At 63.1% G+C, this 17,722-nt stretch carries 14 protein-coding genes; 7 read left to right on the forward strand and 7 right to left on the reverse strand.

The window, feature by feature from the left end; genetic code table 11:
* Positions 1 to 63: 63 nt before the first annotated feature.
* Complete coding sequence (locus tag Thiosp_RS20805; protein ID WP_242518265.1) at positions 64 to 285, forward strand: hypothetical protein; 222 nt, start codon at positions 64 to 66, stop codon at positions 283 to 285.
* 146 nt (positions 286 to 431) lie between these two features.
* On the opposite strand, the gene Thiosp_RS20810 is transcribed toward Thiosp_RS20805, so the two are convergent.
* Positions 432 to 1,061: a cytochrome c3 family protein gene (locus tag Thiosp_RS20810; RefSeq protein ID WP_201063747.1), complete on the reverse strand. Its 630-nt coding sequence runs from the start codon at positions 1,059 to 1,061 to the stop codon at positions 432 to 434.
* Positions 1,054 to 2,634, reverse strand: a complete 1,581-nt coding sequence (locus Thiosp_RS20815) for a multiheme c-type cytochrome (RefSeq protein ID WP_201063738.1) — start codon at positions 2,632 to 2,634, stop codon at positions 1,054 to 1,056. Before Thiosp_RS20815 ends, Thiosp_RS20810 begins: the two co-directional genes overlap by 8 nt.
* Positions 2,635 to 2,907: 273 nt before the next feature.
* Between Thiosp_RS20815 and Thiosp_RS20820 the strand changes: the two genes are divergently transcribed.
* The 3 genes from Thiosp_RS20820 (at position 2,908) to Thiosp_RS20830 (ending at position 5,962) form a co-directional block, all read left to right on the forward strand.
* Complete coding sequence (locus Thiosp_RS20820; protein ID WP_201063736.1) at positions 2,908 to 4,257, forward strand: cytochrome c family protein; 1,350 nt, start codon at positions 2,908 to 2,910, stop codon at positions 4,255 to 4,257.
* Between the two features lie 201 nt (positions 4,258 to 4,458).
* A complete protein-coding gene (gene cobT, locus Thiosp_RS20825; RefSeq protein WP_407702801.1) occupies positions 4,459 to 5,517 on the forward strand; it encodes a nicotinate-nucleotide--dimethylbenzimidazole phosphoribosyltransferase in 1,059 nt (352 codons plus the stop codon).
* A 70-nt stretch (positions 5,518 to 5,587) separates the two neighbouring features.
* A complete protein-coding gene (locus Thiosp_RS20830) occupies positions 5,588 to 5,962 on the forward strand; it encodes a cysteine-rich small domain-containing protein (protein ID WP_201063725.1) in 375 nt (124 codons plus the stop codon).
* On the opposite strand, the gene Thiosp_RS20835 is transcribed toward Thiosp_RS20830, so the two are convergent.
* The 5 genes from Thiosp_RS20835 to queF are packed head-to-tail and all read right to left on the reverse strand — an operon-like array spanning position 5,947 to position 10,954.
* Positions 5,947 to 6,954, reverse strand: coding sequence for an NAD-dependent epimerase (locus Thiosp_RS20835; RefSeq protein WP_201063723.1), 1,008 nt, complete (start codon positions 6,952 to 6,954; stop codon positions 5,947 to 5,949). The genes Thiosp_RS20830 and Thiosp_RS20835 overlap by 16 nt on opposite strands.
* Before the next feature lie 31 nt (positions 6,955 to 6,985).
* A complete protein-coding gene (locus Thiosp_RS20840) occupies positions 6,986 to 8,284 on the reverse strand; it encodes a nucleotide sugar dehydrogenase (RefSeq protein ID WP_201063716.1) in 1,299 nt (432 codons plus the stop codon).
* A gap of 10 nt (positions 8,285 to 8,294) precedes the next feature.
* Positions 8,295 to 9,176 carry a restriction endonuclease gene (locus Thiosp_RS20845; protein WP_201063710.1) on the reverse strand — a complete coding sequence of 294 codons (882 nt, stop codon included), beginning with the start codon at positions 9,174 to 9,176 and terminating at the stop codon, positions 8,295 to 8,297.
* Between the two features lie 7 nt (positions 9,177 to 9,183).
* A complete protein-coding gene (locus Thiosp_RS20850; RefSeq protein ID WP_201063708.1) occupies positions 9,184 to 10,506 on the reverse strand; it encodes an FGGY-family carbohydrate kinase in 1,323 nt (440 codons plus the stop codon).
* Positions 10,507 to 10,564: 58 nt separating this feature from the next.
* Positions 10,565 to 10,954 (reverse strand): preQ(1) synthase, encoded by a 390-nt coding sequence (queF, locus tag Thiosp_RS20855; RefSeq protein WP_009150474.1) that lies wholly within the window; start codon positions 10,952 to 10,954, stop codon positions 10,565 to 10,567.
* A 217-nt stretch (positions 10,955 to 11,171) separates the two neighbouring features.
* Here queF and smc point away from each other — a divergent pair, with 217 nt between their 5' ends.
* The 3 genes from smc to ligA all read left to right on the forward strand — a co-directional run bounded on the left by smc (position 11,172) and on the right by ligA (position 17,598).
* The gene (smc, locus tag Thiosp_RS20860; protein ID WP_201063705.1) at positions 11,172 to 14,675 is read left to right on the forward strand and encodes a chromosome segregation protein SMC; all 3,504 of its coding nucleotides are present in this window, start codon (positions 11,172 to 11,174) and stop codon (positions 14,673 to 14,675) included.
* Between the two features lie 140 nt (positions 14,676 to 14,815).
* On the forward strand, positions 14,816 to 15,556 hold the full coding sequence (locus Thiosp_RS20865) for a cell division protein ZipA C-terminal FtsZ-binding domain-containing protein (RefSeq protein WP_201063699.1): 741 nt from the start codon (positions 14,816 to 14,818) through the stop codon (positions 15,554 to 15,556).
* Positions 15,553 to 17,598, forward strand: coding sequence for an NAD-dependent DNA ligase LigA (gene ligA / locus Thiosp_RS20870; RefSeq protein WP_201063697.1), 2,046 nt, complete (start codon positions 15,553 to 15,555; stop codon positions 17,596 to 17,598). Before Thiosp_RS20865 ends, ligA begins: the two co-directional genes overlap by 4 nt.
* Positions 17,599 to 17,722: the final 124 nt, after the last annotated feature.

A 17,722-nucleotide genomic window follows, 5' to 3' on the forward strand; every position in this document is an offset into this window, starting at 1 on the left:
TCCACTGTATTAGAATATACTTATAGACTAACTTAACGGCTAAAGCTTTTTTGGAGCGCGATCATGATTGATTGCAACAGTATGCGGGCAGCCGTCCTCCTGTCAGGTGCGCTGATGCTTGCCGGACTTCTGTTCGGCGGCATTGCGATGACCACGCCGGTGGTCATGCCAGCAAGCTATGCGGCGTTGATTCTGGTACTGACCGCCAGCGTGGTGCTTGCGGCGATTTTCATCGTTGCCCTGATTCCGGGCGTTTCACGGCGACTGGAAGAGTGCCAGCACTGAGACCAGTGCTGGAGCAATTCCCGGGGTCATTCCCGGAGCCATTCTGGAGCCCTTCCAGGGACGATCCCCGGAGCATTTTCAGGCTCCGGCAACTGCCTAAAAACCAGTACGCGAATCAGCAAGCGCGGCCCCTAGGCCGCGCGCCATCACTCCCCGGCCATTATGGCCGCGGCCGCACCGGGCTCAAGCCCGAATTCCTCCTCGACCATCGCATTCCAGGCATCACGCTTGAAGGTCTGACGCTCCGGCACCTGCCGATGCACCAGATTGATGTGACAGTCGACGCAGGTCTTGCCCTGCGCATCTTCCGTGTGAATGGCCGCCGTGTTGGCGCGAGTGCCCATGATGGCCTCCTGGGCATGGCAGCGCTTGCAAGTCGCTGAGTCGCGTTTGCGAAACCAGTCGCGCGCGGCGAAAGCAGCCTCGGGCAGATGCAGGGTATTCACCACCGGATCGTCGTAATCTGGCCCGAACAGCTGCTTGATCAGATCCTTGGTGCCCACGGCATGGTCGTAGGTGGCCATGATGATGCCTTCCGAGACATGACAATCACCACAGCTCGCGCGCACGCCCGAGGGCGAGTTGTAATGCGGTGAGCGCTGGTAAAAATCGTCGGCGTAGGTCATGGAATGACACGACAGGCAGAACTCGTTCGAGCTGGTGAAGTGGTCGAATTCGAGCAGAAAGAACATGAACACCACGCCACCCAAACCGCCGGCGACCAGCGCAAAGAGCACATGGCGGGTGATGAAAAGCGGGGCGCGCAGCTTAATCATCGGCGCCTCCGTCGCTGTTCGCTGCGTCCGCCTTTGATTCCTCCTGAGCTGAATCGGCCGCGTCGGCCGCGTCGGCGTTTGAAGTTTCAGCTTCTTCAGCCCCGGCGGCAGCCTCATTTGCTCCAGACCCGGCATCAGACGCACCATCGGACTCAACCGGCGGCGACCAGCCAAGAATCGGGTTCGCCGCATCCGGGCTTGCCAGCCATTCGTGCTGATTCGTCTGCGCCAGCACCGGGTCGATCAGCTCGCTCGCGGCATCCCCCGCCACCGCGCGCGCCCGGGGCAGGAAGCGGCTGTAGAAGTTACGCCCAACCAGATACATGCCTTCCCACCAGGCATGGTTGGGACTGGCCATGGCCGCGCCGTGGCGGGCACGCGCACCTTCGTCGTGCCAAAGTTCCCAATAGGTGAATTCCAACGGTTCGTCGAAGGGCAAGGGGGTCAGCAGCCCGTTCTGGTAGAGCACCTGCATGATGGCCGAAGCAGGCTCACCGAACTTGCCGTTGTAGAGCTCCACCACAGCGTCGAACTGATCCATGAAGCTCGTGGTGAAGTTCTTGGCGTGGCACTCCAGGCAAACCATGCTCATGATCTGGCGGCGCCGGTCGGGGCCGGCGACGACCTTGACGATGCCGATGCTGCCGTCGGCCTTGGTGAGTTCGCTACCGCGCTTGGGCGGGTCCTGATCGGCCGGCAGCTCAAGCTTATCGCCGTCCTCAAACACCACCAGATATTGCTGCACGGAAACCGGCGTGTTCAGGCTCCAGGCGTTGCGCATGCCGACGTCGTGGGTGGAGGGAATCTTGCCCGCGGCGCCCATGTGGCAGGTGACGCAGGTGGGGGCGGCGGTGTAGTGCTGTCCCGCTATCCAGGTGTCGGCGCCCAGGTTCATCGCCTCGCGCTGAGCCTTGTAGATCATGCCATGCTTGGATGCCTCAAAGACCTCTTTGTCTGGGGAATCCGGGCCTGAGTGGCAGCGCACGCAGGCATCGGGCTCGCGCGCCTGCGCCTTTGAGAAGGCATGACGGCCATGGCAGGACGAACAAGAGCCCTTGGAACCATCCGGATTGATGCGGCCGATGCCGGAATTGGGCCAGGTGGCCGGGTCGAGACTGCCGTCGCCGCGCACCTCGACACGCGAGCCGTGGCATTGATCGCAGCCAGCCGCTTGCATGGCCGGACCGGTCAGGTTGTGCGCCAGGGCTGGCACCCGCTCGCTGATGATGAGATGCGCCTCGGCATGCACCGAGCCCGTCTGCTCCTCAAGTTCGGTCTGGTGGCAGCGCCCGCAGTCCTTGGGCGAGACGATGGTCGCGATCACCTGCCCCTCGTGGGTGATGGCATCGACATCGGCTGGATCGGCCTGATGGCAATCCATGCAGTTGACGCCAGCCTGCTGGTGGGCGCTGTGGCGCCACTGTTCGGTCAGGCCGGGCGAGGCCTTGGCGTGACAACTGACGCAATTCTCGCCCTCCGGGTGTCCCCACTCGCTGGGGTCCAGCGTGACTTTCGCGGCCTGCGCCAAAGTCGCCGCCGCCAATAAGACCAGAAACAGCATTGGATGCTTCATGCGCACACCTTCAGGATCTCGAGAGAAAAAACTACCGGGTTAAAAATTAGAATATTCTAATGTTAGAATTCTTGGTATCTCTTATTCATTCACGGGCATCATTGCAACCCGGCTGATTACACCAAGAAGGGCCGCAGCTGGCAATCGAGTTTGTTGACCTGAGCCATGTTTCCATGCACCATTTCCATGTCATCATGACTTTGCTCAACGGACTCGCACCGCAGAGCCTTTACAAATCTAAAGTGGCTAAAGATACCACCGGGAGGATGTCCCATGATTCCAGATCGACTTCATCGCTTCGGAGCTCGCGCTGCTCCGTTCGCGGCTGCCCTAGGCTTTGTGGCAGGCTTGGCCAGCATTGGCTTGACCGGCACAGCCTTGGCCGCAGATGCCGCCGCGGACGAAACCAACATTCACCATGTGTCTGCCGAGGTATGCGCCAACTGCCATCAGGAAATCTTCAAGCAATGGAAAGGTTCAATGCATGCCAATAGCACCGCATTGAGCGATCCTATTCATGCCACCTTCTATAAAAAAGTCGCTGGTGATCCAACCGAGGAAGGCGTTGTTCTTAAAGCCTCGGGCAAATTCCCAGTCTGCCTGCAATGCCATGCACCCAATGCCGCCATCGATAAGACCACCAAACTCGATGCCAACATCGCGTATGAGGAAGGAGTGAATTGCGTCGCCTGTCATACGCTGGCCAAATTCAATGGCGTTGATGGGCCGGATGGCAAATTAATGCTGGGCTTGAAGTCTTATGAAGTGTCCGACACCCTCCAGGGTCCATCGGGCATGAACAACAAGCTCTCGGAGCTTGCCAGCGCCGGGGATGATCTCTTCGGCGGCGCGGGTGTTGGCGGTGCCGACTCGCAAAAGCCCAACCCGCATCTTGGTGAGCCGGTTGAGTACGAAGGTGAAAAAATCCCCGCCTTGCCAATGGAAGCCAATCCCAAGCTGATGAAAAGCTCGGATGCCTGCATGGGCTGCCATGATCAGCGCAACAACCCCCATGGCGTGCCTCTGTGCCAGACTGGCAACGAATACGAGCAGAGTGAGTCACAAGTCAACTGTATCGCCTGCCACATGCCGATTGCCGACGGCATGGCGAATCATACGATGGGCGGCGGTCATGATCCCGCCATGCTTGAGCGCGCGGTCATTTTCGACATCGACACCGAGGCCGATGGCGACAATCTCAAGACCACCGTCTACATGAAGAATCAATTGCCGCACTCCATGCCAACTGGCGCGCCTTTCCGCAATGTCTATCTCAAGCTCACTGCTTATGACGAAAGCGGCACCGTGGTGTGGGAAAACGCCGAAGGGCACCCCGCCAAGGATGATCCGCAAGCCTACTTGTCCTACTCCATGACCGATGACGAAGGCAAGCCGGCGATGCCGCCGACGGCAACCAAGCCAGGCGAGGACACCCGCCTCGCGCCCCATGAGGAGCGCACGCTGGTCTATGAGATCCCGGCAAAGACCGTCGCCCTGGTGCGCGGCGAGCTTTACTACAACCTGCTCTGGCCGAAGCTGGTTGAGAACTTCAGCCACCTGCCGAAGGATCTGACCGATCCAGTCCTGATCGCCGTCGCGGAGAACCCCGTCGGCAAAGACTAATCCGGTTCAGTCCGCATCCAACCCAACGCCCGGCCCCGCCGGGCGTTTTTTTGCCTGCAGCCCCCATTGGGTTTGCCCGCGTTTTGCGCGAAAATGGCGGATTGCCTTGGCGAGAGCGCTGCCACTAAACCAGCCGTGGCCCGATCACCGCCATTCAGCCAATGGAGACCCAGCTTTCTGAACAATCACACGCCCCCCACCATCGAATGGCTCGGCATCGAAGCCGCTCAGCCGAGCATCAAGTACCGCGAGAACGCCGAAGCACGTCAGGCTCAGCTCACCAAACCAAGAGGCTCGCTGGGACGACTGGAAACTCTGGCCTGCCAGCTCGCGGCGCTGCAGGCGCGCGAGCGCCCCCAAATCGACCGCATTCACATCACCGTTTTTGCCGGTGACCACGGCATCGCCAGCCCCCAGGCGAGCACCGGAATCTCCGCCTTTCCGCAGGAAGTCACGGCCGCCATGGTGCGCAACTTCGCCGCCGGCGGAGCTGCCATCAGCGTGTTGGCGCGTCAGCTTGGCGCCGAATTCGAAGTCGTCAACCTTGGCACCGTTGTCGACCCTGGCCCCCTCGCCGGCGTCAAGGACTACCGTCTCGGGCCTGGCACGGCGAGTTTCCTCGACGGCCCGGCTATGACCGAGCATCAGGTGGCCTGCGCATTGGGTGCCGGGCGCCATGCGCTCGAGCGTTCCCGTCTGCAGGAATGCGATCTGTTCATCGGTGGCGAAATGGGCATCGGCAACACCACATCGGCCACCGCCATTGCCTGTGCGCTGCTTGAGCAGCCGCCCGAGGTGCTGACCGGCCCGGGCACCGGCCTGGACCTGACCGGCGTTGCCCGCAAGACCGCGGTCATCGCCGCCGCACTGAAGACGCACAAGGAGGCCTCGGCCTCGCCACTCGAGGTCCTGCGCTGTCTGGGTGGTTTCGAGATCGCGGCCCTGGCCGGAGCCTATGTTGCCTGCGCCCAAATCGGACTGCCGGCGCTGATCGATGGTTTTATCAGCAGCGCCGCGGCGCTCACCGCCGCGCGTCTGTGCCCGGGTGCCGAACAATGGTTCCTGTTCTCCCATGCCTCGGCCGAGCCCGGGCATCGCTTGATGCTGAACGGGTTGCGCGCACAGCCGCTCTTGGACCTGGGCATGCGCCTTGGGGAGGGCAGCGGCGCAGCCGTGGCGGTGCCGCTGCTGCGACTGGCCTGTGCTCTGCACAATGAGATGGCCACCTTTGCCGAGGCGGAAGTCGCCAGTGGTGTGTAGTGAGCGGTGAGACATTCCTCGTGAGTGATTGGGGGCGGCTCGGCTTGGGTGATAACGGTAGCCAAGGGTGATGACAGTATCGAGCAAGCTCAGACATGGGAAAGCAAGCGCGGCGCAGGCAGCTTTCAAGGGCTTCAGCCACAGTGACTGTGAGTATTTTCCCTGTCACGCCGGCGTGCGGCGCCCGTTCAACTGCCTGTTCTGCTATTGCCCGCTGATTGAGCACGAGTGCCCCGGGCCTTACCGGGTATTCACCGACGCACAAGGCGAACCGCGCAAGGATTGCTCGGCCTGCCGGCTGCCGCATGATGGCATCGCGTCATCCTGGCATTTCATTCAACGCTGGCTGAACGCGCCGCGCTGGCATGGAATACCTCAATCTCGCGGGCGCATCCGCACGCAAGCGCTGGCACTCAGGCAGCAGAGCGATCAAACGCCAAAGTAGTCCCGGTACCAATCCACGAAGCGCCCCACGCCCTGCTCGACCGAAGTCTGCGGCCGATAGCCAGTGTCTTCGATCAGCTCAGTGACATCGGCATAGGTGTCTGGCACATCACCCGGCTGCAACGGCAGCAGGTTCTTGTGTGCCTCGCGCCCGAGCGCCTGCTCCAGTACCTCGATGTAGCGCATCAGCTCGACCGGCTGGCTGTTGCCGATATTGTAGAGCCGATAGGGCGCCAGGCTGGTGGCGGAATCCGGGCGCGCGCCGTCCCAGTCGGGGTTCGGCTCAGGCAGGCGGTCGAGCACCCGGATCACACCCTCGACGATGTCATCGATATAGGTGAAATCGCGCCGGTGGTGCCCGTGGTTGAACACATCGATGGCCTCTCCGGCGAGAATGGCTCGGGTGAATTTGAACAGTGCCATGTCCGGTCGGCCCCAGGGACCATAGACGGTGAAAAAGCGCAGACCGGTAGTTGGCAGCCGGTAGAGATGGCTGTAGGTGTGGGCCATCAGCTCGTTGGCTTTTTTGCTCGCGGCATAGAGGCTCAGCGGATGATCGACATTGTCGTGCACCGAGAAGGGCATGCTGGTGTTGGCGCCATAGACCGAGCTGCTCGAGGCATAGACCAGGTGCTCCACCCCGTTGTGCCGGCAACCTTCGAGCACATTGGCAAAGCCCAGCAGGTTGCTGTCGACATAGGCCAGCGGATTTTCGATCGAATAGCGCACCCCGGCCTGGGCGGCCAGATTTACCACCCGCTGCGGGCGGTGCTTGGCGAAGGCCTCGGCCATGCCAGGGCGGTCTTCGAGGTCCAGGCGAAGATCGGTGAAACCCGCATGATCGGTTAGCCGGGCCAAGCGGGCGCGCTTGAGTTCCGGATCATAGTAGTCGTTCAGGTTGTCGACGCCGACGACCTCGTCGCCGCGCTCAAGGAGCCGCAGCCCCAGAGCGGAGCCGATGAATCCGGCCGCGCCGGTGATCAGGACTTTCATGGCTGGATTTCCTCTTGGTTTCGCATCTCGTCTAGAGCCGCCCGTCGACCGCGTCCTTCGGAAACAGGTGCTTCACATCATAGAGCACGCCGCCCGGCTTGAGCACCGCGCGCACCGCCTCGCTGCCCATGGCGGCATAGTCGCGATGCGCGACCGCGAGAATCACGGCATCGTAGGTGGGAGCGGTCGGCCAGTCGACCAGCTTGAGCCCATACTCAGACTCGGCCTCCGCAGCACTGGCCCAGGGATCATGCACATCGCAGCCGATGCCATGGTCGCGCAACTCGGCGAGAACATCGACCACCCGGGTATTGCGCAGATCCGGGCAGTTTTCCTTGAAGGTCAGCCCCATCACCAGCACGCGAGTGTCCGGACCGATGCGCGCGCGCCGGCACAGAGCCTTAATCACCTCGCCCGCCACGAAGGCGCCCATGCTGTCGTTCAGCCGCCGGCCAGCCAGGATAATCTCCGGCTGATAGCCGATGGCCTGCGCCTTGTGGGTCAGGTAATAGGGATCAACCCCGATGCAGTGCCCGCCCACCAGTCCGGGCCGAAAGGGGAGAAAGTTCCATTTGCTGCCGGCGGCGGCCAGCACCTCATCAGTGTCGATGCCGAGCCGGTTGAAAATCAGGGCTAGCTCGTTGATCAGCGCAATATTCACATCGCGCTGGGTATTTTCGATCACCTTCGCCGCCTCGGCTACGCGGATGCTGCTGGTCGGATGGGTGCCAGCGGTGATGATGCGTCGATAGAGCGCATCAACATAAGCCGCCACCTCCGGCGTCGACCCCGAGGTAACCTTCTTGATGTTGGGCAGCCGCCGCTCAGCGTCGCCCGGATTGATGCGCTCCGGGCTGTAGCCAACGAAAAAGTCCTGATTGAAAGTCAGCCCCGAACCCTGCTCGATCAGCGGCACGCAGACTTCCTCGGTCGCACCGGGGTAGACGGTCGACTCGTAAATCACGATCGCGCCATGCCCGATAATGCCGCCCAACAGCCGACTAGCGGACTCGAGCGGGCGAAAATCCGGCTGTCGATACTCATTGATGGGCGTCGGCACCGTGACGATGAACAGATTGCAGTCGCGAAGCTGTTCCGGGTCGCGGGCGAAACGCAAGGGCTCGGGCAGCGCCGCGATCTCCGCAAGCTCAGCAGGCGAGACCTCGCGGGAGCTGTCCTCCCCGCGCTCAAGCTCAGCGATGCGCTCGCGCTTGATATCGAAGCCAGTGGTCAGGAAATGCTTCGCCAGCTCTACCGCCAGCGGCAGGCCGACATAACCAAGCCCGATCACACCGATGCGCGGCGGGCGGGACTCCAAGGTCAATGACATCGCAGATGCCTCATCTGTATTTTTCAAAATAGGCGAGGTCTACATCGAAAACGACCCGCCTCTTCAAACCGAGCTCAGCCCGTTCAAACATTTCCACCAATTTCACGCCATCCACCAGTTCAACCTTGGGCGCTCCTTCGCGGTTGGCTTCCTGATTTGCCGCGTTGGTAAAACCCGACGTTGTGATAATGATGCCTTTCTCAGCGCGGCCGATCATGGCATTGCGAAAATCCCCGACCTGAGCCCTGGACACCAGATTGTCTTTCGCATAGCGCTTGCACTGAAACAGCACTTTGAAACTCACGAAGGGGTTAATCTCCAGCGTGCCGAATCCATCGATTCCACCATCCGCTGATCCACCCGTAATCTCAACATTCTCGAAACCCGATTCCCGCAACAACTCGCGACAGACTTTCTCGAAACCAAGCGGTGACAGTGCTCGCAAGGTTGTTATCAGGTCCGGTGCTGCCACCGGGATCGCCTGATCAGACTCGAGTGTTTCCTCCTCATCTTCACCTGACGCAACAGCTTCCGATTGCTGCTTTTGCTTGCGATTTTCCGCGTGAATGGCCACCCATTTCAGAAAAATCGCGCGTGACTCTTCGTCCGTCAGATGCGCGGTCCGGCCTTTTTCGGTCAAGGTCCAAGTGCCATGCTTGGAAGAGTCCAAAAGACCTTCCCATACCAGATACTGCCGCGCCCAAGCGACCTGGTTGTGGAACCGGCTGCCACCTGATTTCAGGGTCTCATCGAGAATGTCATCAGGCAGGTGCAGATTCTTCGCGATTTGTGCGGACACTTCCTGCGGGCGCCCGGAATCGCCGAGATCCCGCAAGGCATCCAGCACCGGACCAAACCATTTAACAAACTCTGCTTTTGAGCCAGCTTTCATGTCCGCCTCAGTCGCGATGGTGCTTGTGATTTTCCAATGACTCCAGCGCCAACCGCGCGACACCATAGGCGGCTTGCTGCTGCTCCGCAGGCTCCACCGGGACGCCCAGCAACCGCTCGCGCAGACAGGTCCAGGCGGGATTGCGCGCGCCGCCGCCCATGGTCAGCACCCGTCGCGGTGCCGGTGCCCCCAGTTGCTGCAAACGTTCGTATCCAGCTTGCTCGATGCGGGCGATGCCTTCGAGCAGGCCATGCAGAAATTGCACATCCGATGCCGGGCGTGGCTCCATGCGCGGTGCCAGATTCGGATCATTTGTCGGAAAGCGCTCACCGACGCCGGGCAGGGGATAATATCCAAGACCGCTGTCGCGCGTTGGGTCGATCCTGGCGCTAAGGGATTTTAGTGCCTGCGGCGAGAAAAACTGCGCCAGCACCCCACCGCCGCTGTTGGAGGCGCCGCCCAGCAACCAGCCAGAGCCGAGGCGATGACTGTAGATGCCGTATTCAGGCGCGGTGACCGCTTGCTCAGCGATCATTTTCACCACCAGGGTGCTGCCCAGACTGGTGACCGCGTCACCGGGCTCAAGCGCGCCCGTGGACAGCACGGCGGCGGTGCTGTCGGTGGTGCCGGCGAGGATGCGCAAATCCGCAGGCAGGCCAGTCGCAGCGGCAGCTTCCGCTGTGATGGGGCCAAGATCAGTGCCGGGCGCAACCACCTCGGGCAAGCGCAGCGGGGCCAGCCCAAATTGCACAATCCAGCCTGGCCAGCGCTCGGCTTGCGGATCAAAGCCCATTTTCAGGCTATTGTTCCAGTCGCTGAGGCCGAAGCGCCCGGTCAGGCAGCCGCTCAGCCAGTCGGCCTGATGCAGCGCCAGCACATCCCCGGCAGGCCGGTGGTGCGTCCGCAACCACAAGACTTTGGCGAGGCTGGAACTGGCACCGCGCGCGGGCGAGTCCGGTGGTGCGATGCGCTCGATCTCCGCCGCCTGTTCGCGCGCGCGGCTGTCGTCGTACATCAACGCCGGGCCGAGCGACTGCCCTTGGGCGTCGCACGGCAGCACCGTGGCCGAGGTGGCGTCCAGGCAGAGCGCCCGCAGCTTCAGCCCGCCGCATTGGCTTGCCAGGGTCGAGAGCACCTGCCGCACCCCGAGCCACCAGTCCTGCGGCTGCTGCTCGACCCAGCCCGGGTTGGCGCGCACCGAGGCCGGCAGCTCGGCCTGCGCCTCGGCGATCTGCGTGCCATCACAGGCCACAGCCACGGCCCGACAGCCGGAGGTCCCGACATCGAGTCCGATGACGCCAACATCCCGCCGGCCCGCGCGCGCGATCACGACGCGATCACGACAGGCGAACCGGTTCCAACAGCATCCTGCCGACTGGCACACGCGCTCACGACAAACGCACCGGCTCCGCAGGCGTCCACCCCGGCGCGCGATGCTCGGCCACAACCGTGGTATAGATGCCGCCGCGAACATTGAACTCTGCGGTCAGCCGAATGAAGCGCGGGGAGAGTGCCGCAACCACGTCATCGAGAATGCGATTGGTCACGTCCTCATGGAAATGACCCTCGTCTCGGAAGGACCAGACGTAGAGCTTGAGTGACTTCAGCTCCACGCAAAGCGCATCGGGCACATATTCGATCATCAGCTCAGCAAAGTCCGGCTGCCCGGTCTTGGGACACAGGCAGGTAAACTCCGGCACCTGGATGCGAATGCTGTAATCGCGCTGCGGCTGCGGGTTGGGAAAGGTCTCGAGCGTCTTGCTCGGTTCGCTAGGCATCTTATCATCCTCAAAAGAAACAGGGTCTGTCGACGCTAGGCCGACGCACTGGGCAGCATTGTATCGCCATCGAGACTGAATTTTGATCTTGGGCTGCGCAACTCCCCGGCAACAGTCGGCTTCATCGTCAATTCGTGATCCTGTGCTCCCGCGACCTGGGTATCAGCAGGCGTTTTCAAGTATCCTCTTGCGCTGCCATTGATTAGCACCCAACCCCATGCGGCTCGAAAAGATAAAAATCGCCGGTTTTAAGTCCTTCGTCGACCCGACCACGGTGCCTTTTCCGAGTAATTTGGTCGGTGTTGTTGGGCCCAACGGTTGCGGCAAGTCGAATGTGATCGACGCGGTGCGCTGGGTGATGGGCGAGAGCTCGGCGAAGATGCTGCGTGGGGAGTCCATGGCGGATGTCATCTTTAATGGCTCCACGGGGCGCAAACCGGTCGGTCAGGCGACCATTGAGCTGATCTTTGACAACAGCGATGGCGGTGCCGGCGGCGCCTTCGCGGCCTTCGGTCAGATTTCAGTCAAGCGTCAAGTCTCGCGCGATGGCCAGTCCAATTACTATCTGAACGGCTCGCGCTGCCGCCGCCGCGATATTCAGGATCTGTTTCTCGGCACCGGGCTCGGGCCGCGCAGCTATTCCATCATCGAGCAAGGCATGATTTCGCGCTTCGTCGAGGCGCGTCCGGAAGACCTGCGGCTGTTCATCGAGGAAGCCGCCGGCATTTCCAAATACAAGGAACGCCGGCGCGAGACCGAAACCCGCATGCGCCATACCCGCGAGAACCTCGAGCGGCTCGAGGATGTGCGCGAGGAAGTGACCAAGCAGCTCGCGCATCTGGAACGCCAGGCGGCGACGGCGGAAAAATACCGCCAGCTGCGGGGGCAGGAAGAAGACCTGAAAGCCCAGCTCGCCGCCCTGCACTGGCGCGACCTGGACACTGACATCACCGCCCGCGAGCGCGCCCTGGCGGCGGCCGAGAATGCGCTCGAGGCCAATCGTGCCGAGCAGCGCGCTTGCGAGGCGGAGATCGAGCGCCTGCGCGCCGCCCATGCCGATGCCTCCGAGCAGTTCAATCAGGTGCAGGGCCAATACTATGCCGTCGGCTCGGAGATCGCCCGGCTGGAACAGGCCATCAGCTTCGCGCGCGAGAGCCGCAGTCGGCAGCAGAGCGAGCTCTCGCGGGTCGAGCAGGAGCTGGCGGATGCCACGCAGCTTGGCGAGCGCGACCGCAGCCGTCTGACCGAAATAGATGACGAGCTCGCGCGCGATCAGCCCCAGCTCGAGGACGCACGCGAGCATCTTGAGGGCCTCGCCGAGCAGCTCGAGCAGTCGCAGGAGGCGCTCGATGCCGTGCAACAGCAGTGGGACGAGCTGCAAGGCCGCGTCAGTGAGCCGGCTCAGCAGGCGCAGCTCGAACGCGGGCGCATCAATCAGCTCGAGCAGCGCCTGGCCCAGGATCAGCAGCGCGTCGAGCGCCTGCAGCAAGAGCTGGAGCGCCTGAACACCGCTGAACTCGAGGCACGGCTCGAACACCTGGCCGAGCGCAGCGAAGGGCTCGATGAGCGCATCAGTCTGGCCGCCGACGCCCAAACCCGCGCCAGCGAGCAACTGCGCCAAGCCGAGGAAGAACGCCGCACCCTGGCCGGCCGGCTCGATGCCGCGCGCACTGAGCTGCAAAGCGCGCGCGGGCGGCAGTCATCGCTCGAAGCCCTGCAGGAGAGCGCGCTGGCCAGTGACGACGAAGCGCGCGCCAACTGGCTTGACGAACAGGGCCTGCACGACGCCCCGCGCCTGATCGATCTGATGGAAGTGACCCAGGGGTGGGAAACCGCCGTCGAGGTCGCACTCGCTCAGGCGCTGGCGGCCGTCGGCAGCGCCGACTTCGCGCGCCATGCCGAACAGGCCGCGGGCACCGGGTTGATGCTGTTCGACCGCAGCGCGCAAGCCACCGTCGGGGCGAGCGACAGCGACCGCCTGCTAGCGCGGATTAAAAGCGACTGGCCACTCGACGGATTGCTCGAACAATACCTGTGCGAAGAAGACCTACCCGCCGCGCTCGCCCGACGCAGCCAGCTGGCTCCAGGTGAGCGCATCGTCACCCGCGACGGCACCCTGGTCGCGCGCGACTGGGTGCAGGGCAGCGCGGCGGACGGTCAGGGCATGACCGGCAGCCTGGCGCGTGCCGAGGAGCTGAAACGGCTCCAGACCCAGACCGAAGAGCTCGAAGACGTCATCGCCGATCTCGCCGAACAGCAAAGCACCCTGGGCGACAACCGCCAGCAGCTTGAGCGCGAGCGCGAAGCAGCCATGAACAGCGTCACCCAATTGAGTCGCGAGCGCGCCTCGCTTGATGCCGAGGTCGGCGCCGGGCGCGCGCGCCTTGAGCACCTGCGCGAGCGCGGCGAGGCGCTCGCCGGCGAACTCGAAGAACTAGCCGAGCGCCGCGAGGGCACCATCGAGGAGCTTGAAGACGCCCGCGAACGCCTGAACGCCGCGCTTGAGGCCAGCGAGCAGGTCGCCGCCGAGCGCGACCAATGCGGCAGCGAGCGCGATCGCCTGCGCACCGCACTGGCCAGCGCGCGCGCTGAGGACCAGCAAGCGCGTAGCCGGGTGGCCGAGCTGACCCTGAACATCGAGACGCGCCGCGCCTCGCGCGAGGCCATTGCCGCCAACATCGAACGCGCCGCGCAGCAACTCGCCCAGCTCAGCGCGCGCCGCGAGGACCTGCGCGCCGAGCTTGAAGCCGCCAGCGAGCCCGAGCAGGACGCCCGCGACAAGCTCGAGACCCAGCTCGAACGCCGGCTGGAAGTGGAAGGCGAACTCAGCGCCGCACGCACCCAAATGGAGCAACTCAACGGCGAGGTCGGCGAGCAGGAGCAGGAACGCCATCGCCTCGAGCAGGCCAACGCCAACGCCCAGGCAGACCTGGCCGAACGCCGCGTGCAGCTTCAGGAGCGCCTGGTGCGCCGGCGCACCTTCGAAGAACAGCTTGGCGCCGAGGGCAAGGACGCGCAAAGGGTGCTCGAAGGGATCGACAGCAGCGCCAATGCTGAGCAATGGCAGCAGCGCCTGAACGACATGGGCAGCAAAATCTCGCGCTTAGGCAACATCAACCTGGCCGCCATCGACGAATTCCAGGAGCAATCTGAGCGCCTGCGCTACCTTGAAGACCAGCACCAGGACATTCAGTCCTCGCTCGACACACTGGAAAGCGCCATTCGCAAGATCGACCGTGAAACCCGCACCCGTTTTAAGGAAACTTTCGACCAGATCAACTCAGGCCTGCAGGCGCTGTTTCCGCGCCTGTTCGGCGGGGGTAACGCCTATCTGGAGCTCACCGACGAGGACCTGCTCGAGACCGGCGTGGCCATCATGGCGCGACCGCCCGGCAAGAGAAATGCCAGCATTCATCTGCTCTCCGGCGGCGAGAAAGCACTGACCGCAGTGGCCCTGGTGTTCGCAATCTTCGAGCTCAACCCGGCACCCTTCTGCCTGCTCGACGAGGTCGACGCCCCGCTCGATGACGCCAACGTCACACGTTTCTGCCAGCTGGTGCGCGAGATGTCCAACCGGACGCAGTTCATTTTCATCAGCCACAACAAAGTCACCATGGAAATCGCCGATCAGCTGATTGGCGTGACCATGCATGAGCCCGGCGTCTCAAGGTTGGTCTCGGTCGATATCGATGATGCCGCGCGTTTGGCGGGGGCATCCTGAGGGCGCGCGCCCTGCTTCCGAGAAACGACGGTGCCCGTTAGGGGGTCGGTTGTGGGCCAGCCAAGCCCGGATCGCAAAGGCGCGCAACTTTCGGTATATACTCAGGGGCAAGGTCTGCAAACACGGGAATCCCGACGCTGATGGACGCTGCAACGCTGCGCATCATCCTGCTCGTCATAGGTATCGCCTTTCTGATCGCGCTTTTTTTGTGGGAGAACCGCCGCAAACCGCGTGAAGATTCCGAGGGCGCTGCTGTCTCGCGCGCGAGTCTGGCCGGCAAGCGCGAGCCAAACCTTGGCTTAGAGGAAGATGAAGAAGAGGCCCTCCCATACCGGAGCGCTGAAGATGACGCTGATGTTTACGAAGAACCCCTGAGCAGCGACATCGACCCGAATGACCTTGTCGGCATCCTGACCGACACCGACGAGGCTCCCATCGTGCAAGTCTTCGTGGTGGCGCGCGAAGGCGAACTGTCTGGAAGAGACATACTCGCCGCCGCCAGCCGCCACCTGTTGATTCCCGGCGGAAAGGATATCTTCCACCGGTTCGACGGCGACCCCACTCACCCGCGCACATTGTTCAGCATGGCCAATCTGGTGCAGCCTGGCAGCTTTCCGCTACAGCCCGATCCGAACACCGGCATGGAAGAATTCTCAACGCTTGGCATTGCCATGTTCACGGCACTGCACGGCCGCCGCCAAGACATCGAGGCGGTCGATACCATGCTGACCACGGCCAAGTCGCTCGCGCGGGAGCTTGAAGCCGAGGTCGAGGACGCGGACCACCGCCCAATCAGCGTCAAGCGCATCGAAAGCCTGCGCAGCCTCGTTATTACCCATGCCGCCGCGGGCCGCGACAGGATCGCACGCGAATCGCCATGAGCCAGCCGGAGACCAACTCCGCCGAGGTTCGCGCTGCCGAGTTGCGCGAGCTGCTCGAGTATCACAATCATCGCTATTACGTTCTCGATGATCCGGAAATTCCGGACGCTGAGTTCGATGCACTGCTGCTTGATTTGCAGCAAATCGAGCACCACCACCCTGAGCTTCGCACCGCTGATTCTCCCACGCAGCGGGTCGGGGCACCGCCTGCCGAGCGCTTCAGTCCGGCGCGGCATGTGGTCCCCATGCTGTCGCTTGGCAACGGGCGCAACGAGGATGATCTGCGCGAGTTCGACCAGCGCATCCGCCGCGAACTGGGCCTGGAAGAAATCCATTATGTCGCAGAGCCCAAGCTCGACGGCCTGGCGATCAGCCTAAGTTACCAGGACGGCGTACTGACGCGTGCAGCAACCCGCGGTGACGGACACACCGGCGAGGAGGTCACCGCCCAGGTGCGCACCATTGGCGCCGTGCCGCTGCGCCTGCAGGGTACCGGTTGGCCGCGGCTGCTTGAGGTCCGGGGGGAGGTGTATCTGCCGCTGGCCGGATTCGAGGCGCTTAAGGAACGCATGCTGGCTAACGGGCAAACGCCGTTCAAGAATCCCCGCAACGCCGCCGCCGGCAGCCTGCGTCAGCTCGATCCCAAAATCACCGCCAGCCGCCCACTCACCATGTTCTGCTATGGCTTTGGCGCTGTCGAGGGCGGCGACTTGGGGCCGACCCAGAGCGGCGCGCTGGCCAAACTGCGCGACTGGGGGCTGCGGGTCTCGCCCGAGTCGACCCGCGTCACCGGGGCTGAAGGCTGCATCCAGTATCAGCGCGCCATTGGCGAGCGGCGCGACACACTCGACTACGAGATCGACGGGGTGGTATTCAAGGTCGATGACCTCTCGGCGCAGCAGCGTCTCGGTTTCCGCGCGCGCGATCCGATCTGGGCGATCGCCTACAAATACGCTGCCCGCGAGGAACAAACCCGCGTGCGCGCGGTGGAGTTTCAGGTCGGGCGCACTGGTGCGGTGACCCCGGTCGCGCGTCTCGAGCCAGTCGATGTCGCCGGCGTGACTGTTTCCAACGCCACCCTGCACAATATCGACGAAGTCCAACGCAAGGATGTCCGCGCCGGAGATAGCGTGATTGTGCGCCGGGCCGGGGATGTTATCCCTGAGGTGGTGGGGGTGGTCGAGTCCCTGCGCCCGCCCGGCACCGAGCCGGTCACCCTGCCCGCGCATTGCCCGGTGTGCGGCTCGGATGTCATCCGCGCCGAGGGCGAGGCGGTCGCGCGTTGCAGCGGCGGGCTCTATTGCGCCGCCCAGCGCAAGGAAGCCCTCAAGCACTTCGCCGCGCGCAGGGCGCTCGACATCGACGGTCTCGGAGACAAACTGATCGAGCAGCTCATTGAGCGAGACATGGTCAAAACCCCGGCCGATCTTTTCACCTTGACGCTGGAGCAGTTGGCAGATCTGCCGCGCATGGGCGAGAAATCCGCCCGCAACCTGCTCGAGGCCTTGGAACGCGCCCGCGAAACGACCCTCGCACGCTTCATCTACGCCCTCGGCATTCGTGAAGTCGGCGAAACCATGGCAGCCACCCTGGCGAGCCATTTCGGTGATTTCGATCAGCTGATGCAGGCTGACCAGGACAGCCTGGTTGCCATCGACGGCATCGGCCAGACTGTCGCCAGTCACATCCGCGGCTTTTTTGAGCAGGCGCACAATCGCGAGGCGATCGCCGCGCTTGTCTCATCGGACGGCGCTGGTATCCACTGGCCCGCCCCGCCGAGCCTGGCTGATGCCGGAGAACAAACTCTGCGCGGCAAGACCTTCGTCCTTACCGGCACTCTCAATCGCCCACGCGAGCAGGTTAAAGCCGAGCTGGTCGCCCTCGGCGCCAAGGTCACCAGCGCGGTTTCAGCCAGCACCGACTATGTGATCCTGGGCGCGAACCCGGGCAGCAAGCAGGCCAAGGCCGCAAAGCTCGGCATCCCGCTGCTCGACGAAACCCAGCTACGCCTGCTGCTTAAAGACCCGGGGCCACCTGGGTAGCCGGCGTCGTAAGGCAACCTATGACGGGCCCCAGGTCATCGCCCCCGCCCGATATCAATCGCGCGCACTTTCGCCTCTCAGACTGGCAGCGCGCACCCATTGCCCCAACCTCCGATGATACTGG

Source organism: Thiorhodovibrio litoralis, from assembly GCF_033954455.1.
Classification (GTDB): Bacteria; Pseudomonadota; Gammaproteobacteria; order Chromatiales; family Chromatiaceae; genus Thiorhodovibrio; species Thiorhodovibrio litoralis.

What these genes read in the sequence shown, in the direction of transcription:
- ligA (WP_201063697.1), top strand. Translation starts at nt 15,553, where the DNA reads ATGAGCCAGCCGGAGACCAACTCCGCCGAGGTTCGCGCTGCCGAGTTG.
- Thiosp_RS20865 (WP_201063699.1), top strand. Translation starts at nt 14,816, where the DNA reads ATGGACGCTGCAACGCTGCGCATCATCCTGCTCGTCATAGGTATCGCC.
- Thiosp_RS20815 (WP_201063738.1), bottom strand. Translation starts at nt 2,634, where the DNA reads ATGAAGCATCCAATGCTGTTTCTGGTCTTATTGGCGGCGGCGACTTTG.
- Thiosp_RS20845 (WP_201063710.1), bottom strand. Translation starts at nt 9,176, where the DNA reads ATGAAAGCTGGCTCAAAAGCAGAGTTTGTTAAATGGTTTGGTCCGGTG.
- Thiosp_RS20805 (WP_242518265.1), top strand. Translation starts at nt 64, where the DNA reads ATGATTGATTGCAACAGTATGCGGGCAGCCGTCCTCCTGTCAGGTGCG.
- Thiosp_RS20820 (WP_201063736.1), top strand. Translation starts at nt 2,908, where the DNA reads ATGATTCCAGATCGACTTCATCGCTTCGGAGCTCGCGCTGCTCCGTTC.
- Thiosp_RS20830 (WP_201063725.1), top strand. Translation starts at nt 5,588, where the DNA reads ATGACAGTATCGAGCAAGCTCAGACATGGGAAAGCAAGCGCGGCGCAG.
- smc (WP_201063705.1), top strand. Translation starts at nt 11,172, where the DNA reads ATGCGGCTCGAAAAGATAAAAATCGCCGGTTTTAAGTCCTTCGTCGAC.
- Thiosp_RS20835 (WP_201063723.1), bottom strand. Translation starts at nt 6,954, where the DNA reads ATGAAAGTCCTGATCACCGGCGCGGCCGGATTCATCGGCTCCGCTCTG.
- Thiosp_RS20840 (WP_201063716.1), bottom strand. Translation starts at nt 8,284, where the DNA reads ATGTCATTGACCTTGGAGTCCCGCCCGCCGCGCATCGGTGTGATCGGG.
- Thiosp_RS20810 (WP_201063747.1), bottom strand. Translation starts at nt 1,061, where the DNA reads ATGATTAAGCTGCGCGCCCCGCTTTTCATCACCCGCCATGTGCTCTTT.
- queF (WP_009150474.1), bottom strand. Translation starts at nt 10,954, where the DNA reads ATGCCTAGCGAACCGAGCAAGACGCTCGAGACCTTTCCCAACCCGCAG.